This window comes from Quatrionicoccus australiensis (assembly GCF_020510525.1).
GTDB lineage: Bacteria > Pseudomonadota > Gammaproteobacteria > Burkholderiales > Rhodocyclaceae > Azonexus > Azonexus australiensis_B.
In genome coordinates this window covers 3963414-3988023 of the sequence record NZ_CP075188.1, presented here as the reverse complement: position 1 = coordinate 3988023, position 24610 = coordinate 3963414, and the positions used below count along the sequence as shown (strand labels likewise).

Genomic DNA, 24610 nt, shown 5'->3' with positions numbered 1-24610 from the left:
GTGCACTGCCGGCGCGCCTCCGCCTTGCCCTGGCGGCGCCTGACCATCAATCGCGGCTGATGGTTCAGCCTGCACAAGCCCCGGTCTGCCAATGTAGCCGGGGCGTTTCTTTCTGGGGATGGCAATGAATTCCAAACGCATTCTTGTGCTCGGTATCGGTAACCTGCTGTGGGCCGACGAGGGGTTTGGCGTGCGCTGTGTCGAGGCGCTCAACGCCGGCTGGGAATTCCCGCCGCAGGTCGAGCTGATGGACGGCGGCACGCAGGGGCTTTACCTGTTGCCTTACGTGCAGGAGGCGGACTGCCTGCTGGTTTTCGACGCGGTCGATTACGGCGATGCGCCGGGTACGCTGCGCGAAGTGGTGGGTGACCAGGTGCCGCGTTTCATGGGCGCCAAGAAAATGAGCCTGCACCAGACCGGTTTCCAGGAAGTGCTGATGGCGGCCGAACTGACCGAAAAATTGCCGGCCGAGCTGGTTCTGATCGGCGTCCAGCCGGAAGAACTGGAAGACTACGGCGGCAGCCTGCGCGACATCGTCAAGGCGCAGATGCCGGCGGCGCTTGCGGTTGCCTTCAAGTGGCTGGAACGCTGGGGGGCGCCGGCCCGTGTGCGCCAGGGCGCAGTCGACGGCCTGACCGATCCGGCCCTGGCCATCGACATCTACGAAGGCGAACGGCCGTCGGCCAGCCAGGCCTACCGGCTGGGCGACGCGCGTTTCCTGAACATGGAAGAAGCCTGAGATGTGCCTCGGCATTCCTGTCCAGGTCATCGAATCGGGCGAACATTTCGCCCGTTGTGCCGGGCGTTCCGGCGAGCTGCGCATTGACTTGAGCCTGGTCGGGGCGCAGCCGCCGGGCACCTGGCTGCTCTGTTTTCTCGATGCGGCGCGGGAAATCATCCCGGCCGAACGCGCCGCCGCGATCAACGCCGCGCTCGACGCGCTGGTTGCGGTCGACGCCGGTGAAACCGATCTTTCCGCCTTCTTCGCCGATCTCGATCGCGAACCCCAACTCCCCGAACATCTGAGGACACAACAATCATGAGCCTCCAACTCGCCGCCGGCCAGACCTCCCTCGAACGTCTCGAAAGCGCGCTCGGTCGCATGGTGCAAAAACACGGTTTTCAGCGCGTCGACCGTCCGGACCCCGAATTTGCCACCGGTCTGACCGCCCTGCTCCTCACCGACGATCCGCAACGCAATCTGGAAGTGCTCGACGCCTGCGTCATCCTGCCCGAGTCGCTGAAAGGGTTGGGCGATCAGGTTTCGCGTCAGGTGGCCGGTGCCGACTTCGCGCCGGCCCTGATGCAGCAGTACGGCATCGCGCGTGCGCCGGCCGTCGTTTTCCTGCGTGACGGTCAGTATGTCGGCTCGCTGAACGGCATCCGCGACTGGGCCGAGTACCAGAACGAAGTGGCCGGCTTGCTGAATGGCCCGGCCCGACCCAAGCCGATCGGCATCGCCGTCCGCAGCGAAAACGCTCAAGGAGCCTGCGCATGAATCCCTCGCAAATGCGTCCCTTCCCGATTTCTGTCGTCGCCATGGGCCCCGGCTCGCAGGGCGACGAAGCGCCGGAATACCTGCCCATGCCGCAGGGCATGGAAACCTTCTCGGCACCGCGTCTGCCGGAAAATGCCGCGCCCGAGACGGTCGACCGCGCCGCCCGCCTGCTCGGCGATCTGCTCGATGCGGCGGCAAAAGTCGGCTTCACCGGCGGCGCCACGCTCGACCTGCTCGGCCTCGATGCCGGCCTGCGCGACGTCATCAACCAGTCGCTCGGTTTCGGCGAAGTCAGCGCCTTCACCACGGCGCCGCAACACTGGCGCGTCCAGGAAACCGCTTTCGCCGGCCTGTGGCGGGTACTGAAAGTTGAAAATGACGGTATTTTCAGCGTCGACCGCCTGGAAACCGGCGCCATCCCGGCCGCCCTGGTCGATGCCATGCAGCAGACGGCACAGGCCGAACTGCCGGCCCCCGCTTACCCGGCCGGCTGCATGAACGCCCAGGCCCTGGTCGAGGAACTCCGCCTGCAGGCGGCGGCCTGGCAGCCGGGTGCTGCGGCGCACGTCATCAACCTGACCCTGCTGCCGGTCAGCGATGCCGATCTAGACACGCTGTACGGCTGGCTCGGCCACCGCGAGGTGTCCATCCTGTCGCGCGGCTACGGCAATTGCCGGATCACCAGCACGCGCCTGAAAAACGTCTGGTGGGTGCAGTACTTCAACTCGATGGACACGCTGATCCTCAACTCGATCGAGGTGGTCGGCATGCCGGAAGTGGCGCTCGCCGCCGACGAGGATTTCGCCGACTCGCTCGAACGCCTGCGCGAATATCTCGACATGATGCTCGAGCCGGTCTAGTCTGGCGGGATGCGTTTCGAAGGAAGCTTTCTCGCCGTCCAGCCGCAAGACCGGCTCGAGTGCGGCATTTGCTGGTGGGTCTATGATCCGGAGACGGGTGACGAGACCCGCCGGATTCCGCCCGGCACGCCGTTTGCCGAGCTGCCCGAGGACTGGTGCTGTCCGGGCTGCGATGCGCCCAAACACAAGTTCATGGTCACCGAATGAAGGGGCTGTCGGCAGCATGAAAATCTGGCTGGACGACCCGTCGACCGATCTGGTTGCGGTTTTTGCCGAAATCGCGCGCACCCGCATGGCCGACGTGCCGCTGTGCAATCCGGCGCTGCAGGTCGAGGCGCTCGGTTTCCGGCGCCGCACCGATGGCCACTGGGCCGGCGCGATGATCACGCCGTGGGCGATCAACCTGCTCTGCCTGCCCGGCAGCGAGGACTGGCCGGCGCTCGCGGCCTGCAGCAAATACGACTGGCAGTTTCCGTCCGGCAATTACGAATTTACCGTGGCCGACGAAGCCAGCCTGGGCATCTATCACCTCTGTTCGCTGTTCTCCCCGGCTTTCGATTTCGCCAGCCATGATGTGGCGCGCCTGACCGCGCTGGCCGCCGCCGAGGCCCTGTTTGCCGAGCCGCTGACGGTGCCCGCCGAGGCACCGGCCCGACCGGCCGGCCGGCGTGCCTTCCTTGGGCTGCGACCATGAGCGCGCCGCTGACTTCGGCCGGTCTGCTGACGGTGCGTGCCAGCTACACCGCCAGCGAACTCGGCGGACTCGGTGTCGAGTTGCGCCGGCCGCCGGTGGCGCGCCTGTTCATCGGTCAGCATCCGGAAACCGTGGTCAAGACGGTGCCCTATCTCTACACCCTGTGCGCGCATGCCCAGCGTGCGGCGGCGCAGGCGGCGCTCGCCGCGGCTGTTGGTGCGGCACGGCGGCCGGTCGATGATGGCGAGTTGTGGATTGAATTCCTGCACGAGAATTTCTGGCGCCTGCTGCTCGACTGGCCGAGCGCGCTCGGCATCGAACCGGCCAACGCCGCTTTCATCGCCTGGCGCAGCGAGCGGCAGGGGGCGGATCGCGTTGCCGCGACGCAAGGCTTGATTGCCGGCACGCTGCGCGAGATGGCGGAAAAATGCCGTTTTTTGCTGGTCGACCGTACGCCATCGGCAGTTTCCGAATTTCCCGCCCTGGCGCCCGAGCGCTGGCTGGCCTACTGGCTGGGCTGTGCTGCCGAGGCGCCACAGCCGCAGCGGCCGGCTTCGATCGCCGCCGCCTATGCCCGGCGTCTCGCCGAAGTTGAACTGGCCGCCGTCGCGCTCGCCGAAAACCGGCCGTATCCGGTGGCCGCCGCCGGTGGTGAGGGCTGGGGCGTCGGCCAGACGATGTGTGCGCGTGGCGTGCTGACCCACGCCGTGCATGTCGAAGAGGATAAAGTGAAGAATTACCGCGTCTGGGCGCCGACCGATTGCCATTTTGCCGCCGCCGACGGCTTGCAGATCCTGCTCGCCGGCCAGCACTTCGCCGATGGCGCGGCCGCCCGGCATGCGCTGGAGCAGGCGGTGCTGGCGCTCGATCCCTGTCTGCCCTATGTGCTGGAGCTGAACAATGCATGAAATGTCGCTCGCCGAAGGCGTGCTGCAACTGGTTGAAGAAACTGCCCGGCGCGAAAACGCCCGGCGTGTCAAACTGGTCGTTCTGGAAATCGGCACGCTGTCGTCGGTCGAGCCGGATGCCATCCGCTTCTGTTTCGAGGCGGTGACGCACGGCAGTATCGCGCAGGGTGCGGCGCTGGAGATCGTGGCCTCGCAAGGCGCCGGCTGGTGCATGCCGTGCGCGGCGACGGTGCCGATGACGGAAATCTACGGGGCCTGCCCGCAATGCGGCAGTTACCAGGTGCAGCCGACCAGCGGCACGGAAATGCGGGTCAAGGAAATCGGGATCGAATAACAGGAGACGGGAATGTGTACAGTTTGCGGTTGCGGCGCGGGTGAAACGCGCATCGAGGGTGACGGGCACGAACACACGCATGTGCATGCCGACGGCACGGTGCATACGCACAGCCATGACCATGCCGACGAGCATGCGCACGAACACGCCCATGCCGAGGCGCCGCTCGGCGTCCATTCGCATACGCATCAACACGCCGACGGCAGTGCGCACAGCCATGCCCACATCCACGACGGCGAGCACAAGCACGAACATGGGGGCGAGCACAGCCACGAACACGGCCACACGCATGAACATCACCATCACGAACACGCGGTCGGTGGCGATCTCGATTTTGGCGCCGGCCCGGCTCGCGCCCATGTGCCCGGTCTCAGCCAGAGCCGCATGGTGCAGATCGAGCAGGACATTCTCAGCAAGAACAACGGCTACGCCGCCGCCAATCGCAGCTGGTTCGACGAACATGGCGTCTTTGCGCTGAATCTCGTCTCCAGCCCCGGCTCGGGCAAGACGACGCTGCTCTGCAAGAGCATCGAACTGCTCAAGGACAAGATGACGATCAGCGTTGTCGAGGGCGACCAGCAAACCTCCAACGACGCCGAACGCATCCGCGCCACCGGCGTCGCCGCGCTGCAGATCAATACCGGCAAGGGCTGCCATCTCGACGGCCACATGGTCGGCCACGCGCTGCAACGCATGCAGCCGGCCGACGACTCGCTGTTCCTGATCGAGAACGTCGGCAACCTCGTCTGCCCGGCCGCCTTCGATCTCGGCGAGCACCACAAGGTCGCCATCCTGTCGGTGACCGAGGGCGAGGACAAGCCGCTCAAGTACCCGGACATGTTCCGCGCCGCCGACGTCATGCTGCTCAACAAGTGCGACCTGCTGCCCTACCTCGAATTCGACGCCGATCTGGCCGAAGCCAACGCGCGCCGGGTCAATCCGGACCTCACCATCTTCCGCGTCTCGGCAACCAGCGGCGAGGGCATGAGTGCCTGGCTGTCCTGGGTCGAAGCCGGGCTGGCCGCGCAGGTGGCCGGGCGTTCCGAAAGCGTCGATGCGCTGAAGCGGCGGGTGGCAGAACTTGAGCGCCAGCTGGCGGCCAAGTAGGACGACCCGGACATGGCAAGCAATGAGCGCGATCCGCTTGATCTCGTGGCTGGCGGCGCGCTGATTGTTTTGAATCTCGGTCTGACGGTGGCTGGCGCCCATGGTTTTGCCGGCGGGGTCGCCGGATTTGTCGGCTTCATCGTTGTCCCGGGCGTGCTTGCCTGGGCCTGCAGTCGCCTGATCCGTCGTTGTCGGCAACGACCCGATCGGGTGGCATGAGCGCCTCCGGTCGTCTGCTGCGCATCCGCGGTCTCGTCCAGGGCGTCGGCTTTCGTCCCTACGTCTGGCGCCTCGCCAACGAACTCGGCCTGCGCGGCTGGGTGCGCAATGACGGTGCCGGCGTCAGCCTGGCGGTCGACGGGGAAAAAACGGCCGAATTCATCGCCCGTTTGCCGCTCGAAGCGCCGCGCCTGGCGCGCATCGATGCCATCACCGAGGAAGCGGTCGCCGTCGAGGAGGTGGATTTCGTCATCCGCGCCAGCGTCGCCGGCACGGTGAGCACTGCGATCGGCCCCGACGCGGCGCTCTGTCCCGACTGCATCGCCGATCTCTGCGACCCGGCCAACCGCCGCTGGCGCTACCCCTTCACCACCTGCACGCATTGCGGGCCGCGCTACACGGTCAGCCGCAGCATTCCCTACGACCGGGCGCAGACCAGCCTGGCCGGCTTCCCGCTGTGTACTGCCTGCCAGACCGAATACGAGCTAGCGGTCGACCGCCGTTTTCATGCCGAAACCACCTGCTGCCCGGATTGCGGGCCGCAACTGGAATTGCGCGCGGCGGATGGTTCTCCGGTCGCCGGCGATCCTTTTGCCGCAACGCTGGCCCGCCTGCGTGCCGGCCAGATCGTCGCGCTCAAGGGCCTGGGCGGTTTCCATCTCGCCTGCGATGCGCGCAATGCGGCGGCGGTGGCCGAGCTGCGTCAGCGCAAGCAGCGCGAAGCCAAGCCGTTTGCCTTGATGGGCCTGAATGCCGAGTCGCTCGGCGAGTTCGCCGCGATCGGCGCGGCCGAACGCGACTTGCTGCACAGTCCGGCGGCGCCCATCGTGCTCTGCCCGAAAACCGCAGCCGAGCTGCCCGGCGTCGCGCCCGGTCTGGCAGCGCTCGGCGTCATGCTGCCGACGACACCGCTGCATCTGCTGCTCTGGCACGAAGCGGCCGGGCGTCCGGCCGGCACCGCCTGGCTGGCCGAAGCGAACGACTTGCTGCTGGTGATGACCAGCGCCAATCCGCACGGCGAGCCGCTGGTCATCGACAATGCCGAAGCGCAGGCGCGCCTGGCCGGCATCGCCGACGCCTATTTGCTGCACGACCGCGCCATCGTCGTGCGCTGCGACGATTCGGTCGTGCGCGCCACGCCGCAAGGCCCGTCCTTCATCCGCCGGGCGCGCGGCTACGTGCCGCTGCCGATCGCGCTGGCCGACGGCGGGCCGAGCGTGCTGGCGCTTGGCGGCTATCTGAAGAACACGGTCTGTGTCTTGAAGGGCAGGCAAGCCTTCCTGTCGCAGCACATCGGCAGTCTCGACAACGCCGCCGCCATCGGCTTTCTCGAAGAAAGCGTGGCGCATCTGCTCGCCATCCTCGACGTGCGCCCCGACCTGATCGTGCACGACCTGCACCCGGACTATCCATCGACGCAACTGGCGCTGCGCCTGGCCGAGGAATTCGCCGTGCCGGCGCATGCCGTGCCGCATCATCAGGCGCATCTGGCGGCGATCTGCGCCGAACATGGCGTCAACGAGCCTATCGTCGGGCTGGCGCTCGACGGCGTCGGCCTCGGTCCGGACGGCGGCGCCTGGGGCGGCGAATTGCTGCGCCTGGATGGCGCCGGCTGCGCACGGCTCGGCCATCTGCACGAACTGAAACTGCCCGGCGGCGACCGCGCCGCGCGCGAACCCTGGCGCATGGCGCTCGCCGCGCTGCATGGCGCCGGCCTCGGCTACCGCGTCGGCGGCTGGCTCAAGCAGCGCTACCCGGAGCGCGAGGGCGCGCCGCTGCTCCAGATGCTCGAACGCAATCTGCGTTGCCCGCCCAGTTCCAGCCTCGGTCGCTGGTTCGACGCCGCGGCCGGCCTGCTCGGCGTGCGCGAAATGGCGCAGTACGAGGGCCAGGCGGCGATGGAGCTGGAGGCGCTGGCGCAGGGCTACGGCCCGGTCGATGCCCTGCCCGGCGGCTATGTGCTGCGCGCAGGCATCCTCGATTTTTCGCCCTTGATTCCCGAATTGCTGATCTGCCATGATGCGGCGCAGGGCGCTGCGCTGTTCCACGCCACGGTTGCGGCCGGACTGGCGGCTTGGGCCGGCCAGGCGGTCGACGCGCAAAACGGGGCAAAAATCGCCGTTGCCGGCGGTTGTGCAATGAATGCAGTGCTGATGACGGCCTTGCGCCGGCATCTCGAAGAAGCCGGCCTGACGCTGCTCGAAGCGCGCCAGGCTCCGCCCAACGACGGCGGTCTGGCGCTCGGCCAGGCCTGGCTGGGGCGCAAGTTGTTCAAGGAGATGAAGAATGTGTCTGGCAATTCCCGCGCAGATCGTTGAACTGCGCGACAACGACAATGCCGTGGTCGATCTGGCCGGCGTGCGCAAGGAAATCTCGCTGTCGCTGGTCGACAACGTGGCGGTCGGCGATTACGTCATCGTCCATGTCGGCTACGCGCTGAACAAGCTCGATCCGGAAGAGGCGGCGCGCACCCTGGCGCTGTTTGCCGAACTCGGCCAGCTGGGCGACGACGCGACGGTCCACTGATGAAATACATCGACGAATTCCGCGACGGCGACGTTGCCGCCGGTCTCGCCGAAGCGATCCGGCGCGAGGTGAATCCGGCGCGCAGCTACCATTTCATGGAATTCTGCGGCGGCCATACGCATGCCATCTCGCGTTACGGCGTCAGCGACCTGCTGCCCGACAACGTGCGCATGATCCACGGTCCGGGCTGCCCGGTCTGCGTGCTGCCGATCGGCCGCGTCGACCAGGCGATCCGCCTCGCCCTCGATGAAGGCGTGACGCTATGTACCTACGGCGACTGCCTGCGCGTACCGGCTTCCGACGGCCTGTCGCTGCTCAAGGCCAAGGCGCAGGGCGGCGACATCCGCATGGTCTATTCGAGCGCCGACGCGGTGACGCTGGCGCAGAAGAACCCGGACAAGCAGGTCGTCTTCTTCGCCATCGGTTTCGAGACGACGACGCCGCCGACCGCGGTGGCGATCAAACAGGCCGCGGCGCTCGGCCTGAAGAATTTCTCGGTGCTGTGTTGCCACGTGCTGACGCCGTCGGCGATTTCGAGCATCCTCGAATCGCCGGAAGTGCGCCAGTGGGGCACCGTGCCGCTCGACGGCTTCATCGGCCCGGCGCACGTGTCGACGATCATCGGCAGCCGGCCCTACGAATTCTTCGCCGAGGAATACCGCAAACCGGTGGTCATCGCCGGTTTCGAACCGCTCGACGTGATGCAGGCGATCCGCATGCTGATCCGCCAGGTCAACGAAGGCCGTGCCGAGGTCGAAAACGAGTTCTCGCGCGCCGTCGACCGCAACGGCAACCTGAAAGCGCAGCAACTGGTCGCCGAAGTGTTCGAAATGCGCAAGAACTTCGAATGGCGCGGTTTGAATGTTTTGCCCTACTCGGCGCTGCGCATACGCAGCCAGTTCGCCGAATTTGACGCCGAAAAGCGCTTCCCGCTCGATTACCGGCCGGTGCCGGACCACAAGGCCTGCGAATGCGGGGCGATCCTGCGCGGCGTCAAGAAACCGCAGGACTGCAAGCTGTTCGGGACGGTGTGCACGCCGGAGAATCCGATTGGCTCCTGCATGGTGTCGTCGGAGGGGGGGTGTGCGGCGCATTACACGTATGGGCGGTACAAGGATTTGGCGCAATGAATGCCTTGGCTTTGCGTGTCGAACCGCCGGGTTCTGCGCGAGCGTTGTTGTTCGGCGCGCTTGCTGAACGGTTGGGTTCCGCGCTGGCGGCGCGGGCGTACTTTCTTTTGCTTCGCCAAAAGAAAGTAGCCAAAGAAAAGGCGACCCCCGGGTCGGCGCCCGCTGCGCGGGTCCCTTGCGCTACTCGAAACCGGCGGGGGCTGCGGAACTCGGCCCTGCGGGCCTCAGACAGTCCTCGCCCTCTTTCCGCCGCTTTCTGCGTTGCTCAGCGCCTCCCAGGGGGACCCCGCAAGGCGTCTCGGGGCAACGGCTCTGCCCAGAAAGAAAAAAGGAAATGCCTTGTTTTTAACGGTCGACCGCTGAAAACAACCCAAAACCATCTCCACCGGTTCGGCGGCGACGCCTTTCGGGTCCCCCTGGGAGGCGCTGAGCAACGCAGGCTGGCCGGGGGGTTCGGCTTGCGTCTGTCTGAGCCGCAGGCGAGTTTAGCAAGCCGCCCGGCCTGCCGAGTAGCGCAAGGGACCGGGCAACGCCCGGCGCCGACCCGGGGGTCGCCTTCTTCTTTGGCTACTTTCTTCTTGGCGAAGCAAGAAGAAAGTACGCCCGCCCGCAAGGCGGAACCCCAACGCAAAACAAGCACAACATCTCCCGTAAGCAAGACACCTCGCAAGGCGGAACCCCACCGTAAAATCAGCCCGACATCTTCCGCAAGCGAGACACAACGCAAGGCGGAACCCATGGCCGAGACCAAAACAGGCACCACCCCATGACCCAATCCCGCAAAACCTACATCCGTCCCCTCGACATCAAACACGGCCAGGTCGACATGGCGCATGGCGCCGGTGGCCGGGCGATGGCGCAACTGATCGAGGAGCTGTTCGCCAAACATCTCGGCAACGACTATCTCGCCCAGGGCGATGACGGTGCGCTGCTGCCGGCCACCGGCGAAGGCCGGCTGGTCATGGCGACCGATGCGCATGTCGTCTCGCCGCTGTTCTTTCCCGGTGGCGATATCGGCTGCCTGTCGGTGCATGGCACGATCAACGATGTGGCGATGCTGGGCGCGACGCCGCTTTACCTGGCGGCGAGCTTCATCCTCGAAGAGGGCTTCAAGCTCGCCGATCTGGCGCGCATCGTGCAGAGCATGGCGGCGGCGAGCAAGGAGGCCGGCGTGCCGGTGGTGACCGGCGACACCAAGGTGGTCGAGCGCGGCAAGGGTGACGGCGTGTTCATCACGACGACCGGGGTCGGTGTCGTCGCGCCGGGCAGGGAACTGTCGGGGCGCGGCGCGCAGGTCGGTGATGCGATCCTGGTTTCCGGCACGCTTGGAGATCACGGCATGGCGATCATGGCCGAGCGCGAGAGCCTGGGTTTCGAGTCGCCCATCGTGTCCGACACCGCGGCGCTGCATGGGCTGATCGCGGCGATGCGGGCGAGCGGGGCGGATATCCATGTGCTGCGCGATCCGACGCGCGGCGGTCTGGCCACGACGCTGAACGAAATCGCACAGCAGTCCGGGGTTGGCATGTTGCTGCAGGAAAAGGCGTTGCCGGTGCAGCCGGCGGTCAATGCGGCCTGCGAGTTTCTCGGGCTGGATCCGCTTTATGTCGCCAATGAAGGCAAGCTGGTGGCGATCTGCGCGGCCGGCGATGCGGAAAAATTGTTGTCAGCCATGCGCGCGCACCCGCTCGGGGCCAATGCGGCAATTGTCGGTTCGGTGCATGCGGATTCGAATCACTTTGTCCAGATGGTGACCGGTTTCGGTGGCAAACGCATCGTGGACTGGCTGAGCGGCGAACAGTTGCCGCGGATTTGTTGAGATTCTAGTGGTGGCGCAGCGCGATCATGATCGACTGCACGTCGCCGAGTTCGCTTATGACCATGGCGCGGGCATCGGCGATGTCATCGGCGTTGCGGATGCGGAAAATGTCGCGCTTGCCGTCGAGGTAACGGACGGCGGCGGTGTATTCCGGTCGTGGTGCGCGATAGAGAGCGGCTTTGGGTGCCTCGGCGCGTTTGCGTTGTCCTTGCATAGTGGTTTCCCCCGGTTGACGACTGGTCTTGAACCGATGGTAATCACAGCTAAGCATTTGAAAAATATCGCGAAGGTAATATAACCAATGGTCTAGTGAGCGGTTTTCGCCCCGACAGGGCAGGCCCTTTCTGGCTTCACTTCGATGTCATGGCAGGCAAAAAAATCAAAAAGCATGCGAATTCTCTTTCTGACACACTCTTTTAACAGTCTGGCGCAACGCCTTTTTTGCGAATTGACCGGGCGCGGTCACCAGATCAGCATCGAATTCGACATTGCCGACAGCGTCAGCGAAGAAGCGGTCACGCTGTTCCAGCCAGATTTGATCGTCGCGCCCTTCCTCAAGCGGGCGATTCCCGAGTCGATCTGGTCGCGTCATCTTTGTCTGGTCGTGCATCCCGGCAGCGTTGGTGACCGCGGCCCATCGGCACTCGATTGGGCGATCCAGCAGGGTGTGCCGGAATGGGGCGTCACGGTGCTGCAGGCCGAGGCCGAAATGGATGCCGGTCCGGTCTGGGCCGCGGCGAACTTCCCGCTGCGCGCGGCGCGCAAGGCCTCGATCTATCGCAACGAAACCACCGAGGCGGCGGTAAATGCCGTGCTCCAGGCGGTCGACCGTGTCCAGGCCGGCAATTTCACGCCGGCCCGCGTGCCCGGTCAGGCACACGCCTTGATACGCCAGGTCGATCGGCAGATCGACTGGCAGCAACAGACGACTGCCGAAATCCTCGCCCGCCTCAATGCCGCCGACGGCTTTCCCGGCGTGGCCGATGAGTTGTTCGGCCAGCCCTGTCATCTCTTCGATGCCTGGCCGGAAGCGAGCCTGAAGGGGGCGCCCGGCGAACTGCTCGGCCGGCGCGAGACGGCCATCCTGCGCGGTACGGCGGATGGAGCCATCTGGCTCGGCCACGCCAGGCGTGCCGGCGGCATCAAGCTGCCGGCGACGCTGGCCTTCCCGGAAGCCCTGACCCTGCCCGAACTGCCGCTCGCCGGCTGGCACAAGTCGGCGACGCCGACCTGGCAGGACATCGCCTACGAAGAAGCCGGCGGTGTCGGCTTCCTCTCCTTCGAGTTCTACAACGGCGCGATGAGCACCGAGCAATGCCGGCGCCTGACCGAAGCCTTCCGCTGGGCGACGACGCAGCCGACGCGCGTCATCGTGCTGCGCGGCGGCAGCGATTTCTGGTCGAACGGCATCCATCTCAACACGATCGAGGCGGCGGAGAGCCCGGCCGACGAATCCTGGGCCAATATCAACGCCATCAACGATCTGGCCGAGGCCATTTTGTGCTGTGAAACGCAGTTGACCGTAGCCGCGCTGGGCGGCAATGCCGGCGCCGGCGGCTGCTTCCTGGCGCGTGCTGCCGATTTCGTCTGGGTGCGCGCCGGCGTCATGCTCAACCCGCATTACAAGAACATGGGCAACCTGTTCGGTTCTGAGTTCTGGTCCTACCTGCTGCCGCCGCGCGTCGGCGTCGACGGGGCGCAGGCGATCATGCGCCACCGCCTGCCGATGACGGCGCCGGAAGCGGTCAAGCTGGGCTTTTACGATGCCTGCCTGCCCGGTCCCGGCTTTGCCGTCGATGTCGCGCGGCGCGCCGCCGAACTCGCCGCAGCGCCGGATTTCAGCGGTCGACTCGCCGCCAAGGGCGAAAAGCGCCGCGCCGACGAAGCAGCCAAGCCGCTCGCTGTCTGGCGGGAAGAAGAACTGCGGGAAATGCGCCGCAACTTCTACGGCTTCGATCCGTCGTATCACGTCGCGCGCTATCATTTCGTCTCGCGCACGGCCAATTCGTGGACGCCGCGCCATCTCGCCCGCCACCGCGACCTCGACTGGAAAACGCCGACATGATTCCGACCAGCCTGCGCAAACTGCCCGCCGTCCTTGTCGTCGACGACGAAGTGCGTTCGCAGGAAGCGCTGCGCCGCACGCTGGAGGAGGATTTCGAAGTCTTCTGCGCCTCCGGCGCGAGCGAGGCGCTGGCTGTGCTTGAGCGCGAGATGCCGAGCGCAGCGATCCGCATCGTGCTTTGCGACCAGCGCATGCCGGGCACGACCGGGGTGGTTTTTCTCAAGGAAGTGCGGCACCGCTGGCCGGACGTCGTGCGCATCATCCTGTCCGGCTACACCGACGCCGAGGACATCATTACCGGCGTCAACGAAGCCGGCATCTGGCAATACCTGTTGAAACCCTGGCAGCCGGAGCAGTTGCTGCTGACCCTGCAGCGCGCCGCCGAAGTCTGGCGCCTGCAGCAGGAAAACCAGCGCCTGTCGCTCGATTTGCGTACCGCCGAGCCGGTGCTCAGGAAGCGCGTCGACAGCAAGCAGGAAAAGGCCAAGAGCAGTTTCGGCCTGGGCGCGCTGATCCGCGCGCCGGGCAGCCCGCTCAACGCGCTGTGCGGCATGGTCGAGCGCATTGCGCCCTACGACCTGTCGGTGATGGTGACCGGCGAGTCGGGCAGCGGCAAGGAAATGATCGCCCGCGCCATCCACTACGAGAGCCGCCGCTCGCATCGGCCCTTCGTCACCGAGAACTGCGGTGCGCTGCCCGACACGCTGCTCGAATCGGAACTCTTCGGCTACAAGCGCGGCGCCTTTACCGGTGCGGTGGAAGACCGGGTCGGCCTGTTTCAGCAGGCCGATGGCGGCACCTTGTTCCTCGACGAAATCGGCGAAACCAGCCCGGCTTTCCAGGTCAAATTGCTGCGCGTGCTGCAGGAGGGCGAATTCCGCCCGCTCGGCAGCAACCGGGTGGTGAGCGCCGACGTGCGCGTCATCGCGGCGACCAATCGCGATCTGGAAGAAGACGTCCGCACCGGCCGTTTTCGCGAGGATCTCTACTATCGCCTGGCGACCATTTCGCTGCATGTGCCGGCCCTGCGCGAAAGGCCCGACGACTTGCCGCTGCTCGCCCGGCGCCTGCTCGACAACGCCTGCCGGGTCATGGACAAGCCGGCCGACGGCTTCACGCCGGAAGCGCTGGCCTGCATGGCAGCCTGGCACTGGCCGGGCAATGTCCGCGAATTGCAGAACGAAATCCTGCGCATGCTGGCGCTGGCCGATGCGCCCCTGCTGGGTATCGAGTTGCTTTCGCCGCGTGTGCGCCAGATTGCGGATCGCCAACCCGCGGCGCACCTGCCGGGCGGCCCGGTGCTGTCCGGCGCCAACCTGAGCGGCGGCCTCAAGGAACGCATGGAGCAACTGGAAATGGAGGTGCTCGGCGAGGCGATGCGCCGGCATCGTGGCAACAAGTCGCGCGCCGCGCGCGAACTCGGCCTGTCGCGCGTCGGTCTGCGTGCCAAGCTGACGCGCTACGGGCTGGAGCCGGACGCATGAAAGTCCTCTGGCTGCAAAGTGGTGGTTGCGGCGGCTGCACGCAGTCGCTGCTCTGCTCCGAGCCGCGTTCCCTGTTCGATGAACTGCGCGATGCCGGTATCGAGTTTGTCTGGCATCCGGCCTTGTCGCAGGCCAGCGGCGGCGAAGCCTTGGCCGTCCTCGAAGCCTGCGCCAGCGGCGAGCTGGCCTTCGATGTGCTGTGTGTCGAAGGTGCCATGTTGCGCGGCCCGAACGGCAGCGGCCGCTTCCACCTGATGGCCGGCAACGGCCGGCCGCTCACCGAATGGGTGACGCGTCTGGCCGGGCAGGCCAAATGGGTGTTCGCGATCGGTTCCTGTACGGCTTACGGCGGCTTCTCGGCCAACACGCCGGGCAATCCGCTCGAAGCCTGCGGTCTGCAGTACGACGAACAGACGCCGGGCGGCCTGCTCGGCGCCGGCTTCCGCTCGGCCGGCGGTCTGCCGGTGGTCAATATCGCCGGTTGCCCGACGCATCCGGGCTGGATCGTCGAGTCGCTGCAAAAGCTGGCGCTGGAAGGCATGGCCGACAGTGACCTGGACGAACTCGGGCGGCCGCTGTTCTACGCCGGCGAATTGGTGCATCACGGCTGTCCGCGCAACGAATATTACGAATTCAAGGCGAGTGCCGAGAAGCAGTCCGACCTTGGCTGCCTGATGGAAAACCTGGGTTGCAAGGGTACCCAGGCGCATGCCGACTGCAATCTGCGCGCCTGGAACGGCAGCGGCTCCTGCCTGCGTGGCGGTTTCGCCTGCATCGCCTGTACCGAGCCCGGCTTCGAGTCGCCCGGCCATGCCTTCCAGGAAACGCCGAAGGTGGCGGGCATTCCGATCGGTCTGCCGAGCGACATGCCGAAAGCCTGGTTCGTCGCGCTTGCGGCGCTGTCCAAGTCGGCGACGCCGAAGCGGGTGCGCGACAACGCGGTCGTCGACCATCTCGTCTTCCGGCCGGCGATCAAGAAAAAAGGCGGTGGCAAATGAGCCGCATCGTCGTCGGACCGTTCAACCGTGTCGAGGGCGATCTCGAGGTCAGTCTCGAACTCGAGGCCGGCCGGATCCAGGCGGCCTACGTCAATTCGCCGCTGTTCCGCGGTTTCGAGCAGATCCTGGTCGGGCGTGCACCGCTCGACGCGCTGGCCATCGTGCCGCGCATCTGCGGCATCTGTTCGGTGGCGCAATCGGCCGCCGCCGCGACGGCGCTGGCCGACGCAATGGGCGTCACACCGACGCCGAACGGCCTGCTCGCCCGTCACCTGATTCAGGCGACCGAGAACATGGCCGATCACCTGACGCATTTCTACCTGTTCTTCATGCCGGATTTTGCCCGTCCGGACTATGTCGACCGTCCATGGCATCCGGCGACTGCCGAGCGCTTCACGGCGATCAAGGGTTCGGCCGCCGCCGAGGTCTTGCCGGCGCGCGCCAGCTTCCTGCGCCTGATGGGCTTTCTCGCCGGGCGCTGGCCACATACCCTGGCCATCCAGCCGGGCGGCAGTACGCGGGCGATCACTGCCGGCGAACGCATCCGCCTGCTCGCGCTGTTGCGCGAATTCCGCAGCTTCCTCGAACGCCGGCTGTTCGGCGATGCGCTGGAGCGTATCGGTCAACTCGCCAGCAAGGCCGATTTGCTGGCCTGGGCGGATGGCCGGGCCGGCGATTTCCCGGCCTTCCTGAAAATCGCCGGCGATCTCGGCCTTGAGCGTATCGGGTGTGCCGACGACCGTTTTCTGTCACATGGTGCCTACGGCCTGTTCCCGGCCGGTACCTGGCAGCAGGGAAAAACCGAAGCTTTCGCAGCGGCGCGCATTACCGAAGATACCGAGCGCGCCTGGCTGCTCGCCGATCAGCCGCGGCATCCGGCCGCAGGTGAAACCATCGTCGCCGCCGACAAGGCGGATGCCTACACCTGGTGCAAGGCACCGCGTTATGCCGGCCAGACCCATGAAGTCGGTGCCCTGGCCCGCCAGGTGGTGGCCGGCAATCCGCTGTTGCTCGATCTGGTGCAGCGTGACGGCGGCAGCGTCATGGCCCGTGTCGTCGCCCGCCTGCAGGAACTGGCGCTGCTGATTCCGGCCATGGAAGGCTGGGTGCAGGCACTGCAGCCGGGCGAATCCTTCTGCGCCCAGGGCGTGATGCCGGACGAGGGCAGCGGCGTCGGTCTGGTCGAAGCGGCGCGCGGCAGCCTGGGGCACTGGCTGACCATACGGCGCGGCCGCATCGAGCGTTACCAGATCATTGCGCCGACTACCTGGAACTTTTCGCCGCGCGACGCGACCAATCAGGAAGGGCCGCTGGAAAAGGCCCTGCTCGGACTCGCTGCGGGGGACGGCGCGCCGCCGACCATTCAGCATGTCGTGCGTTCGTTCGATCCTTGCATGGTCTGTACCGTGCATTAGTTTTCTGCGGCAGGCGTATTTGTTCCATTCGCCATGCCGCGGTGCGTTGCATCTGCTGCTTGGCTTGCCCGGTGCGATCAAAAGGCCTTGGGCTGCCATGAACATCAGTCGTTAATCGACTACATCGAATGTAGCGGGCCTTGAAAGGGGAGCAACATGGGGGCAAGCGGAAAACCGCTGGAAACGGATGAACGGATTCCCGTATTCCAGTCCGCAGTAAAGCAGTTGCGCGATGGCAATTTCGACGTCGAGATCCCGGCCGAACCGCTCGATGCGGTCGGCATTCTCGGTCTCGAGTTGAACCGGCTGGCGGAAACCCTGGAGCAGAACTTCGAGGAAACGCGCAAGATCCAGCAGATCGCCGAACAGCTGACGAGTGGTCTGTTTCTCGATGACGTGCTGGAAAAGGTCTTCGAGTCCTTTCGCACGGTGATTCCCTACAACCGCCTCGGCGCCGCCTTCCTGAGCGACGACAAGCTGCAGCTGACACATTACTGGGGGCGTTCGGATGCGGCGACGGTCATTATTGCGCCGGGCTATACCGCGCCGATGCAGGGCAGCAGCCTGCAGGCGGTGATCGAGACCGGCAAGCCGCGCATCATCAACGACCTGGAAAGCTATCTGGCCGAGCACCCGGAGTCGGATTCGACGCGCAAGGTGCTTGCCGAAGGCGTGCTCTCCAGCCTGACCTGTCCGCTGATTGCGCACGGCAAGCCGATCGGCCTGCTGTTTTTCTCGAGTTTCGCCAAAAACACTTATCAGAACGTGCATCAGGGCGTTTTTCTCCGCCTGGCCGTGCAGCTTTCCCTGCTGGTCGAGAAGAGCCGTCTTTATCAGCAGCTTTTCGAGGTCAACCAGGAGTTGCTGGAAGCCAGGCGCATACTTGAAACGCAGGCCATGCACGACGAACTGACCGGTCTCTACAACCGGCGGGCGATCATGAACCTGCTCGAGACGCGTTTGTCGCGGGCGCGCCGCGAGGGGCTGCCGCTCAGCCTGTTGATGATAGACATCGATTTTTTCAAGAAGATCAACGACGGGCACGGGCATCATGCCGGCGACCGTGCCCTGCGTGCGGTCGCCGCCCGCCTGAACAGCTGTGTGCGCGATTACAACCGGGTCGGTCGTTATGGCGGCGAGGAGTTCCTCATTGTGCTCGACGGCGAGGATGCCGAGGTCGCGGAAGCAATTGCCGAGCGCCTGCGCCTGTCGATCGCCGACGAGGCGCTCGACGATTGCGGTCGGCGCCTGCATTTGACGATCAGCGTTGGCGTCGCGATGACGCCGCGCGTACTCGAACTCGATCCGCACCAGTTCATTGCGGTGGCCGATCAGGCGCTGTACGACGCCAAGCAGGGCGGGCGCAACCGGGTCCGGGTGCGCCGCATCGTTTGAGCGGGCGCCCGACCGGTGCGGCCGGGCGCGTTTTCAGAAGCCGATCTTGCGACTGCGCCCCATGCGGGCCTGTTCGAAATCGGCCGCTTCCAGCCAGTTGCGGCCTTCCAGCTTGGCCGTGCCAAAGGCGGCGAGCAGACGCTTGCGCATGTCGCGCGGCGGCAGCGAACCGAGGCGTTCGAGCACGCTTTCCTCGGCTTCCGGCGGGAAGCCCCAGTCATGCTCGCCGACGATCTCGCGATAGAGCGCGGCGGCGATGCTGATGGCAGCGTCGTGGTCGGGGCGCGGCACTTCATACACGTTCATGCGGTTGAGGATGGGTTCCGGTATCGAACGCTCGTCGTTGGCTGTCGTCACCCACAGGATGTGCGAGGCGTCGATGTCGATATCAATGAACTCGTCCTTGAAGGCGCGCGCCGTGTCGTGTTCGAGCAGACTGTACAGGGCACCCATCGGGTCGTAGCGTGAATCGCCGCCGGCCTTGTCGATCTCATCGAGCACCACGATGGGGTTGGCGTAGTCGCCATGCACCAAAGTGTGCGCCACCTTGCCCGGCTTGGCGTTGTTCCATTGCGACGAGGCGCCGGAAAGCACCCAGCCGGCGGTCAAGGCGCTCATCGAGATGAATTCGTGGCCGGTGCCGAGGCGGGCCGCCAGTTCGCGGGCGAAATGCGTCTTGCCGATGCCCGGTTCGCCGAGCAGCAGGATGGGCGTGAAGCTCATCGGCTCGTTGCCGGCCACCGACAGCGCGACGTATTTGCGCAGGTCGTCGATGACGTCGCTGAAATTGGGGCAGCTGTCGTAGAGGTCATCGATCATGTCGGCGCCGGTCGGGCGGATCAGGAAACGGCCGCCACCGCGCTGCTTCATCTTGTCGTACAGGGTGGCGAGCGCTTCGTTGCGGTTGCCGGCGGCCTCTTCCATGGCGCGTTCGATGGCGGCCACGTCGTAGATGGTGCGTTCTTCGGCGACAGCGAGTCGGATGTCGGTATGAGCCATGATGAATCCTCCTGATGCGACATGTGCTTCTTGTGAAAGCAGGGATGCCAGAGCGTGATTCCCGAACTGCAGTCTTTTCCTAGCATTTCCCGTTCCAGCTTTTTGTCGCGGGTGACTTGCACGCCATCGGGAATGCCGGCATTGTTGCCGGTGTTTTCGCCAAGGGGATGATCGATGGAGCGCTTTACCATTTCGCTGGACGAGTCGCTGGCCAGCCAGTTCGACGAGCTGATCGCGGCGCGCGGCTACAGCAACCGCTCGGAAGCGGTGCGCGACCTGATTCGTGGCGCCATCGAGAGCGACCGCCAGCGCGATCCGCCGGCCGGGCATTGCGTCGCCAACTTGTCCTACGTGTACAACCACCACGAGCGCGAACTGGCCGAACGTATCACCGGCCTGCAGCACGACCATCACGACCTGACCGTGGCCGCGATGCATAGCCATCTCGATCACGACAATTGTCTGGAAACCGTCATTTTGAAAGGGTCGACCGCCGAGGTCAGACAATTTGCCGACCAGCTGATGGCCGAGAGCGGCGTGCGCCACGGCAAGCTCAACGTGATTGCCCTCGAACCCGAGCATCATCACGCCCACGACGAACACGGCGCAGCGCATGTCCACTACCGGCCGGCCCGCTGATCCGGGCCTCGATTCGCCCTTGCCGGCGGCCACCGAGCAGCTCGGCGAGCAGGCCTGGATCGAAGTCATCCAGAAAATGGACGAGGTCTACAACGACCTCCTCCAGTACGAAGTGGCGCTCGAAGAGAAGAATGCCGCGCTCGAGGAGTCGCACCAGTTCATCGAGAGCGTGCTCGCCTCGATGTCGGACATCCTGATCGTCTGCGACCGCAACGGCAATATCGAGGAGGTCAATCCCTCGCTGTCGCACATCGCCGGCAAGACGATAGAAGAGCTGCAGCACAAGCCGGTCTTCGACCTGTTTGCCGACGATGTCGAACGGGCCAAGGCGCGTGAAATCTTTGCCCGCTTCGGGCGCGAGGGCGTGCACGACTGCGAGTTCTTTTTGCGCGCCGGCGACGGGTCGACCGTACCGGTCTCGATGAACTGCACGCCGCGCCTGTCGCAGACCGGCAAACTGATGGGCATGGTGGTCACCGGTCGTCCGGTTGGCGAACTGCGGCGAGCCTATTCGGCGCTGCGCCAGGCGCACGACGACCTGAAACGCACGCAGGGCCAGTTGCTGCATGCCGAGAAGATGGTTTCGCTGGGTCGCCTGGTGGCCGGCGTCGCGCATGAACTGAATAACCCGATCAGTTTCGTGCTCGGCAACGTGCTGTCGCTGCAGCGTTACGCCGGCCGCCTCGACGCCTATCTCAATGCCGTGCACGCCAGCCCGGCGGCGGCCGATGCCGGCTTGCAGGCAATGCGCGACGAACTGCGCATCGACCGCATCGTCGCCGATATGCCGCAACTCATCGACGGCATGATCGAGGGCGCCGAACGCACGCGCGACATCGTCGATGCGCTGAAACGCTTTTCGGCGGTGGACAAGATGCAGCCCGAGCAGGTCAGTCTCAACGAGGTGGTCGAGCGCTCGATGCGCTGGGTGGTGCAGAGCGCGGCGAGCAAATTTGCGGTCGACCTCGATTTGCCGGCCGATTTGCGCTGCTCCGGTTCGTCCGGCCAGTTGCAGCAGGTGGTCATGAACCTGATCCAGAATGCCTGTGATGCCACCGCCAACCAGTCGCCGGCGACGCTGAAGATTGTCGGCAGTCGCGCCGACGGCATGGCCTTCCTGCATTTCATCGACAACGGGCCGGGCATTGCGGCGGAATATCTGGGCCGGCTGTTCGAGCCGTTTTTCACCACCAAGCCGGTTGGCCAGGGCACCGGGCTCGGCCTGTCGATCAGCTACGGCATCGTCGAACGGCACGGCGGCCGCCTGACAGCCGGCAATGCGCCGGATGGCGGGGCGGAATTCGTCTTGTCACTGCCGCTGGAAAGTCACTGACCACTTTGCCAGCACGAGGTCGCGGCAAAACCGGGCAGAAGCAATACGAACAATGACTTATTGCGCTGGCACGCAAATTGTATGAAGATAATAAAATCATTCATACGGACGCCATGGAAACCCTGCCCACCGACTGGCTGTCGCTGCTCATCCTGACCTTCGTGCTCGGCATGAAGCACGGTTTCGACGCCGACCACCTCGCCACCATCGACGGTCTGACCCGCTACAACGCGCGGCAGCGGCCGGCTCTGGCGCGCTATTGCGGCACCCTGTTCTCGCTCGGCCATGGCGCTGTGGTCATGGCCATCGCGCTCGGCGTCTCGGCCATCGCCGGGCGTTGGGAAGTGCCGGAATGGTTCGGCCTGCTCGGCGCCGTGATTTCCATCGCCTTCCTGGTTGCGCTTGGCAGCCTCAACCTGGCTGCCGTGCTCGCCGCCGGACCGGACGAGATCGTCCAGCCGGTCGGCCTCAAGGGCAAGCTGCTCGGCAATCTGCGGCATGTTTCGCATCCGGCCCTGATTGCACTGGTCGGCGCCCTGTTCGCGCTGTCCTTCGATACCTTGTCGCAGGCTGCCTTCTTTGCGCTGACCGCAACCCAGTTTGGCGGCTGGGAACACGCGCTGATCCTCGCTTCACTGTTCATGCTCGGCATGCTGCTCACCGACGGCATCAACGGCCTGTGGATTGCCCGCCTGATCGCCCGCGCCGACCAGGTGGCGCTGGTCGCCTCGCGCGTCATGGGCCTGGTCGTTTCCGGCATCAGCCTGCTGGTCGCCGCCTTCGGCGCTGCCAAGCTGCTGTCGCCGGCGGTCGATGCCTGGAGCGAGGGCAAGGAGCTGGTTTTCGGGTTCATGCTGGTGGCGATCATCGCCTTGAGTTTTGTTGCGGCAGTGCGCCTGACGCGTCGGCCGGCCGTGGCCTGACTGATTTATTGAGGGGATGGCCGGGCAACCGGCTTTTTTTGACGATGCCGTTAAGACAAAAATTAATTTGCTCATATTTTTTGCTCGCCTGTGCCGGTGTGGCGGCGGAAGAGGCGGTCCAGCTCTCGCCGGTCGAAGTACGCGCGCAGACCGAAAATCTCGAAGGCATCGCGACGGCGGGCAGCGCGGGCGTGGTGTCCAGCCAGCGTCTGGCCGCCGTACCGATGTTGCGACCCGGCGAGGCGCTGGAGATGGTGCCCGGCCTGATCGTCACGCAGCATGCCGGCGACGGCAAGGCCAACCAGTATTTCCTGCGCGGTTTCAATCTCGACCACGGCACCGATTTTGCGACCTACGTCGGCGGCGTGCCGGTCAACATGCCGACACATGCGCATGGCCAGGGCTATACCGATCTCAATTTCCTGATCCCGGAACTGGTCGACCGCATCAGTTTTCGCAAGGGACCGTATTACGCGTCGGAAGGCGATTTCTCCTCGGCCGGCGCGGCGCATATCGATTACCGCCGGCGTATCGACGGCACGCTAGCGCAACTGACGCTCGGCCAGAACGGCTACGCGCGCAGCCTGCTCGCCAGTTCGCCGGAACTGGCCGGCGGCCATCTGCTCTACGGCCTGGAGTTGTTCCATAACGACGGTCCGTGGCAGGTCGACGAGCATTACCGCAAGCTGAACGGCGTGCTCAGTTACAGCCAGGGGACGCGCAACAACGGTTTTGCCATCACCGGCATGGCCTATCGTGGGCGCTGGACCTCGACCGATCAGATCGCCCAGCGCGCCATCGACAGCGGCGCGGTCGACCGCTACGGTTCGCTCGATTCGAGCACTGGCGGCGAGACGCAGCGCTACAGCCTGTCCGGCGAATGGGCGAAGCATTGGGGCAAGGCGCAGAGCAGGGCGAATGTCTGGTGGCTGCAATCGAACCTCGACCTGTGGTCCAACTTCCAGTACTGCCTGAACAACGGCTGCCCGCCGGGCGATCAGTTCAAGCAGTCCGAACATCGTCAGGCCGGTGGTTTCTCGGCATCGCATGCGGTCTTCGACAACTGGGCCGGTTTTGATGTGACGAACAGTTTTGGCCTGCAAACGCGCGTCGACCGTCTGAGCCCGGTCGGGCTGTACGCGACGAGCAATCGCGAAACCTTGTCCACCATCCGCGAAGACAAGGTCACGCAGCGCAGCATCGGGCTGTGGGCGCAGAACGAGACGCGGTGGACCGACTGGTTCCGTTCGATCCAGGGCCTGCGCGCCGATGCCTACGACTTTACGGTCGACGCCAGTTTAAGAGCCAATTCCGGCCGGGCCAGCGACCAGATGCTGACCCCCAAGCTGTCACTCGTCCTCGGGCCGTGGCGCAAGACCGAGCTTTATTTCAATTACGGCCACGGCTTTCATTCCAATGATGCGCGCGGCACGACGATACGCGTCGATCCGGCCGACGGTGTGACGCCGGTCAGCAAGGTGCAGCCGCTGGTGCGCACGCGCGGCTACGAAATTGGCCTGCGTTCGGAAATCCTGCCTGGCTGGCAGTCGACCGTCGCGCTCTGGCAACTGACGGCCGCCTCCGAACTGCTCTTCGTCGGCGATGCCGGGACCACCGAAGCGTCGCGCCCGTCGCGGCGTTACGGTGTCGAATGGACCAATCTTTACGTGCTGTCCGACTGGCTGGCCCTCGATGCCGACCTCGCCTGGTCGCATGCCCGCTTCCGCGACCACGATCCGGTCGTCGGTGACTACATTCCGGGGGCGGTGACCGGCACGGCCAATCTCGGCCTGACCCTGGACAACCTCGGCCCATGGTACGGCGCCCTGCGCCTGCGCTACTTCGGGCCGCGGCCGTTGATCGAGGACAATTCGGTGCGCTCTTCGGCATCGACGCTGACCAACCTGCGCATCGGCTACAAGATCGACAAGCGCACGCAACTGGCGCTCGACGTGTACAACCTGTTCGACCGCAAGGTGAATGACATCGAGTACTGGTATTGCTCGCGCACTGCCGGCGAGGCGGCCAACCCGGCCGGTTGCGCCGACGGAACGGCCGGTGGCTACGACGACCGGCATATTCATCCGAGCGAACCGCGCAGCTTCCGCCTGACCGTCTCGCATCGCTTCTAGGTTAGGGGGCAGCTGCGTCAGAGCGGCCTGCAAAGGCCTTTCGGATTGTACGTAATTGTAACTGTAATTCATAATTACGCTTTCGGGCCCCAATAAGTTGGAGTAATCTACGGGGTTTTCCCTAACAGACAA

25 protein-coding genes are annotated in these 24610 nt (G+C 65.2%); 23 read left to right on the top strand and 2 right to left on the bottom strand.

What is annotated here, in order from left to right; translation table 11 throughout:
• Positions 1–124 precede the first annotated feature (124 nt).
• The 14 genes from KI612_RS18860 (at position 125) to hypE (ending at position 11095) form a co-directional block, all read left to right on the top strand.
• Positions 125–739: a HyaD/HybD family hydrogenase maturation endopeptidase gene (locus KI612_RS18860; protein WP_226441594.1), complete on the top strand. Its 615-nt coding sequence runs from the start codon at positions 125–127 to the stop codon at positions 737–739.
• A 1-nt stretch (position 740) separates the two neighbouring features.
• Positions 741–1043 (top strand): HypC/HybG/HupF family hydrogenase formation chaperone, encoded by a 303-nt coding sequence (locus KI612_RS18855; RefSeq protein ID WP_226441593.1) that lies wholly within the window; start codon positions 741–743, stop codon positions 1041–1043.
• The gene (locus KI612_RS18850) at positions 1040–1498 is read left to right on the top strand and encodes a thioredoxin domain-containing protein (protein WP_226441592.1); all 459 of its coding nucleotides are present in this window, start codon (positions 1040–1042) and stop codon (positions 1496–1498) included. The genes KI612_RS18855 and KI612_RS18850 overlap by 4 nt, the downstream gene beginning before the upstream one ends.
• Positions 1495–2358: a hydrogenase expression/formation protein gene (locus KI612_RS18845; protein ID WP_226441591.1), complete on the top strand. Its 864-nt coding sequence runs from the start codon at positions 1495–1497 to the stop codon at positions 2356–2358. Before KI612_RS18850 ends, KI612_RS18845 begins: the two co-directional genes overlap by 4 nt.
• 9 nt (positions 2359–2367) lie before the next feature.
• Entirely contained in the window at positions 2368–2565 is a 198-nt protein-coding gene (locus tag KI612_RS18840) for a rubredoxin (protein ID WP_226441590.1), read from the top strand.
• A 16-nt stretch (positions 2566–2581) separates the two neighbouring features.
• A complete protein-coding gene (gene hybE, locus KI612_RS18835; protein WP_226441589.1) occupies positions 2582–3052 on the top strand; it encodes a [NiFe]-hydrogenase assembly chaperone HybE in 471 nt (156 codons plus the stop codon).
• On the top strand, positions 3049–3960 hold the full coding sequence (locus KI612_RS18830) for a hypothetical protein (protein ID WP_226441588.1): 912 nt from the start codon (positions 3049–3051) through the stop codon (positions 3958–3960). The genes hybE and KI612_RS18830 overlap by 4 nt, the downstream gene beginning before the upstream one ends.
• Positions 3953–4294 carry a hydrogenase maturation nickel metallochaperone HypA gene (gene hypA, locus KI612_RS18825; RefSeq protein ID WP_226441587.1) on the top strand — a complete coding sequence of 114 codons (342 nt, stop codon included), beginning with the start codon at positions 3953–3955 and terminating at the stop codon, positions 4292–4294. Before KI612_RS18830 ends, hypA begins: the two co-directional genes overlap by 8 nt.
• 12 nt (positions 4295–4306) lie before the next feature.
• On the top strand, positions 4307–5401 hold the full coding sequence (gene hypB / locus KI612_RS18820) for a hydrogenase nickel incorporation protein HypB (protein WP_226441586.1): 1095 nt from the start codon (positions 4307–4309) through the stop codon (positions 5399–5401).
• 12 nt (positions 5402–5413) lie between these two features.
• Complete coding sequence (locus KI612_RS18815) at positions 5414–5620, top strand: hypothetical protein (RefSeq protein ID WP_226441585.1); 207 nt, start codon at positions 5414–5416, stop codon at positions 5618–5620.
• Entirely contained in the window at positions 5617–7938 is a 2322-nt protein-coding gene (gene hypF / locus KI612_RS18810; protein ID WP_226441584.1) for a carbamoyltransferase HypF, read from the top strand. Before KI612_RS18815 ends, hypF begins: the two co-directional genes overlap by 4 nt.
• The gene (locus KI612_RS18805; protein ID WP_226441583.1) at positions 7907–8146 is read left to right on the top strand and encodes a HypC/HybG/HupF family hydrogenase formation chaperone; all 240 of its coding nucleotides are present in this window, start codon (positions 7907–7909) and stop codon (positions 8144–8146) included. Before hypF ends, KI612_RS18805 begins: the two co-directional genes overlap by 32 nt.
• Positions 8146–9276 (top strand): hydrogenase formation protein HypD, encoded by a 1131-nt coding sequence (gene hypD / locus KI612_RS18800; RefSeq protein WP_226441582.1) that lies wholly within the window; start codon positions 8146–8148, stop codon positions 9274–9276. Before KI612_RS18805 ends, hypD begins: the two co-directional genes overlap by 1 nt.
• A gap of 766 nt (positions 9277–10042) precedes the next feature.
• On the top strand, positions 10043–11095 hold the full coding sequence (gene hypE / locus KI612_RS18795) for a hydrogenase expression/formation protein HypE (RefSeq protein ID WP_226441581.1): 1053 nt from the start codon (positions 10043–10045) through the stop codon (positions 11093–11095).
• A 4-nt stretch (positions 11096–11099) separates the two neighbouring features.
• Here hypE and KI612_RS18790 read toward each other — a convergent pair whose 3' ends face one another.
• The gene (locus tag KI612_RS18790; protein WP_226441580.1) at positions 11100–11309 is read right to left on the bottom strand and encodes a hypothetical protein; all 210 of its coding nucleotides are present in this window, start codon (positions 11307–11309) and stop codon (positions 11100–11102) included.
• Positions 11310–11483: 174 nt separating this feature from the next.
• Here KI612_RS18790 and KI612_RS18785 point away from each other — a divergent pair, with 174 nt between their 5' ends.
• From KI612_RS18785 to KI612_RS18765, 5 genes are all read left to right on the top strand, one after another.
• Positions 11484–13160, top strand: coding sequence for a hydrogenase maturation protein (locus tag KI612_RS18785; RefSeq protein WP_226441579.1), 1677 nt, complete (start codon positions 11484–11486; stop codon positions 13158–13160).
• Positions 13157–14644 (top strand): sigma-54-dependent transcriptional regulator, encoded by a 1488-nt coding sequence (locus tag KI612_RS18780; RefSeq protein WP_226441578.1) that lies wholly within the window; start codon positions 13157–13159, stop codon positions 14642–14644. Before KI612_RS18785 ends, KI612_RS18780 begins: the two co-directional genes overlap by 4 nt.
• Complete coding sequence (locus tag KI612_RS18775) at positions 14641–15642, top strand: NADH-quinone oxidoreductase subunit B family protein (protein WP_226441577.1); 1002 nt, start codon at positions 14641–14643, stop codon at positions 15640–15642. The genes KI612_RS18780 and KI612_RS18775 overlap by 4 nt, the downstream gene beginning before the upstream one ends.
• A complete protein-coding gene (locus KI612_RS18770; protein WP_226441576.1) occupies positions 15639–17057 on the top strand; it encodes a nickel-dependent hydrogenase large subunit in 1419 nt (472 codons plus the stop codon). Before KI612_RS18775 ends, KI612_RS18770 begins: the two co-directional genes overlap by 4 nt.
• Positions 17058–17213: 156 nt before the next feature.
• Complete coding sequence (locus KI612_RS18765) at positions 17214–18452, top strand: sensor domain-containing diguanylate cyclase (RefSeq protein WP_226441575.1); 1239 nt, start codon at positions 17214–17216, stop codon at positions 18450–18452.
• Positions 18453–18485: 33 nt separating this feature from the next.
• On the opposite strand, the gene KI612_RS18760 is transcribed toward KI612_RS18765, so the two are convergent.
• A complete protein-coding gene (locus KI612_RS18760; RefSeq protein ID WP_226441574.1) occupies positions 18486–19451 on the bottom strand; it encodes an AAA family ATPase in 966 nt (321 codons plus the stop codon).
• Positions 19452–19625: 174 nt separating this feature from the next.
• Between KI612_RS18760 and nikR the strand changes: the two genes are divergently transcribed.
• The 4 genes from nikR (at position 19626) to KI612_RS18740 (ending at position 24478) form a co-directional block, all read left to right on the top strand.
• Positions 19626–20090, top strand: a complete 465-nt coding sequence (nikR, locus tag KI612_RS18755) for a nickel-responsive transcriptional regulator NikR (protein WP_226441573.1) — start codon at positions 19626–19628, stop codon at positions 20088–20090.
• The gene (locus KI612_RS18750) at positions 20065–21423 is read left to right on the top strand and encodes a PAS domain-containing sensor histidine kinase (RefSeq protein WP_226441572.1); all 1359 of its coding nucleotides are present in this window, start codon (positions 20065–20067) and stop codon (positions 21421–21423) included. Before nikR ends, KI612_RS18750 begins: the two co-directional genes overlap by 26 nt.
• 113 nt (positions 21424–21536) lie before the next feature.
• The gene (locus tag KI612_RS18745; protein ID WP_226441571.1) at positions 21537–22346 is read left to right on the top strand and encodes a HoxN/HupN/NixA family nickel/cobalt transporter; all 810 of its coding nucleotides are present in this window, start codon (positions 21537–21539) and stop codon (positions 22344–22346) included.
• 80 nt (positions 22347–22426) lie between these two features.
• Positions 22427–24478, top strand: a complete 2052-nt coding sequence (locus KI612_RS18740; protein ID WP_226441570.1) for a TonB-dependent receptor — start codon at positions 22427–22429, stop codon at positions 24476–24478.
• The last annotated feature ends 132 nt before the right edge of the window (positions 24479–24610 follow it).

Bases quoted from the DNA above. Each gene is read 5' to 3' on its own strand.
- KI612_RS18860 (WP_226441594.1), top strand. From the start codon at position 125: ATGAATTCCAAACGCATTCTTGTGCTCGGTATCGGTAACCTGCTGTGG.
- KI612_RS18855 (WP_226441593.1), top strand. From the start codon at position 741: ATGTGCCTCGGCATTCCTGTCCAGGTCATCGAATCGGGCGAACATTTC.
- KI612_RS18850 (WP_226441592.1), top strand. From the start codon at position 1,040: ATGAGCCTCCAACTCGCCGCCGGCCAGACCTCCCTCGAACGTCTCGAA.
- KI612_RS18845 (WP_226441591.1), top strand. From the start codon at position 1,495: ATGAATCCCTCGCAAATGCGTCCCTTCCCGATTTCTGTCGTCGCCATG.
- KI612_RS18840 (WP_226441590.1), top strand. From the start codon at position 2,368: ATGCGTTTCGAAGGAAGCTTTCTCGCCGTCCAGCCGCAAGACCGGCTC.
- hybE (WP_226441589.1), top strand. From the start codon at position 2,582: ATGAAAATCTGGCTGGACGACCCGTCGACCGATCTGGTTGCGGTTTTT.
- KI612_RS18830 (WP_226441588.1), top strand. From the start codon at position 3,049: ATGAGCGCGCCGCTGACTTCGGCCGGTCTGCTGACGGTGCGTGCCAGC.
- hypA (WP_226441587.1), top strand. From the start codon at position 3,953: ATGCATGAAATGTCGCTCGCCGAAGGCGTGCTGCAACTGGTTGAAGAA.
- hypB (WP_226441586.1), top strand. From the start codon at position 4,307: ATGTGTACAGTTTGCGGTTGCGGCGCGGGTGAAACGCGCATCGAGGGT.
- KI612_RS18815 (WP_226441585.1), top strand. From the start codon at position 5,414: ATGGCAAGCAATGAGCGCGATCCGCTTGATCTCGTGGCTGGCGGCGCG.
- hypF (WP_226441584.1), top strand. From the start codon at position 5,617: ATGAGCGCCTCCGGTCGTCTGCTGCGCATCCGCGGTCTCGTCCAGGGC.
- KI612_RS18805 (WP_226441583.1), top strand. From the start codon at position 7,907: ATGTGTCTGGCAATTCCCGCGCAGATCGTTGAACTGCGCGACAACGAC.
- hypD (WP_226441582.1), top strand. From the start codon at position 8,146: ATGAAATACATCGACGAATTCCGCGACGGCGACGTTGCCGCCGGTCTC.
- hypE (WP_226441581.1), top strand. From the start codon at position 10,043: ATGACCCAATCCCGCAAAACCTACATCCGTCCCCTCGACATCAAACAC.
- KI612_RS18790 (WP_226441580.1), bottom strand. From the start codon at position 11,309: ATGCAAGGACAACGCAAACGCGCCGAGGCACCCAAAGCCGCTCTCTAT.
- KI612_RS18785 (WP_226441579.1), top strand. From the start codon at position 11,484: ATGCGAATTCTCTTTCTGACACACTCTTTTAACAGTCTGGCGCAACGC.
- KI612_RS18780 (WP_226441578.1), top strand. From the start codon at position 13,157: ATGATTCCGACCAGCCTGCGCAAACTGCCCGCCGTCCTTGTCGTCGAC.
- KI612_RS18775 (WP_226441577.1), top strand. From the start codon at position 14,641: ATGAAAGTCCTCTGGCTGCAAAGTGGTGGTTGCGGCGGCTGCACGCAG.
- KI612_RS18770 (WP_226441576.1), top strand. From the start codon at position 15,639: ATGAGCCGCATCGTCGTCGGACCGTTCAACCGTGTCGAGGGCGATCTC.
- KI612_RS18765 (WP_226441575.1), top strand. From the start codon at position 17,214: ATGGGGGCAAGCGGAAAACCGCTGGAAACGGATGAACGGATTCCCGTA.
- KI612_RS18760 (WP_226441574.1), bottom strand. From the start codon at position 19,451: ATGGCTCATACCGACATCCGACTCGCTGTCGCCGAAGAACGCACCATC.
- nikR (WP_226441573.1), top strand. From the start codon at position 19,626: ATGGAGCGCTTTACCATTTCGCTGGACGAGTCGCTGGCCAGCCAGTTC.
- KI612_RS18750 (WP_226441572.1), top strand. From the start codon at position 20,065: ATGTCCACTACCGGCCGGCCCGCTGATCCGGGCCTCGATTCGCCCTTG.
- KI612_RS18745 (WP_226441571.1), top strand. From the start codon at position 21,537: ATGGAAACCCTGCCCACCGACTGGCTGTCGCTGCTCATCCTGACCTTC.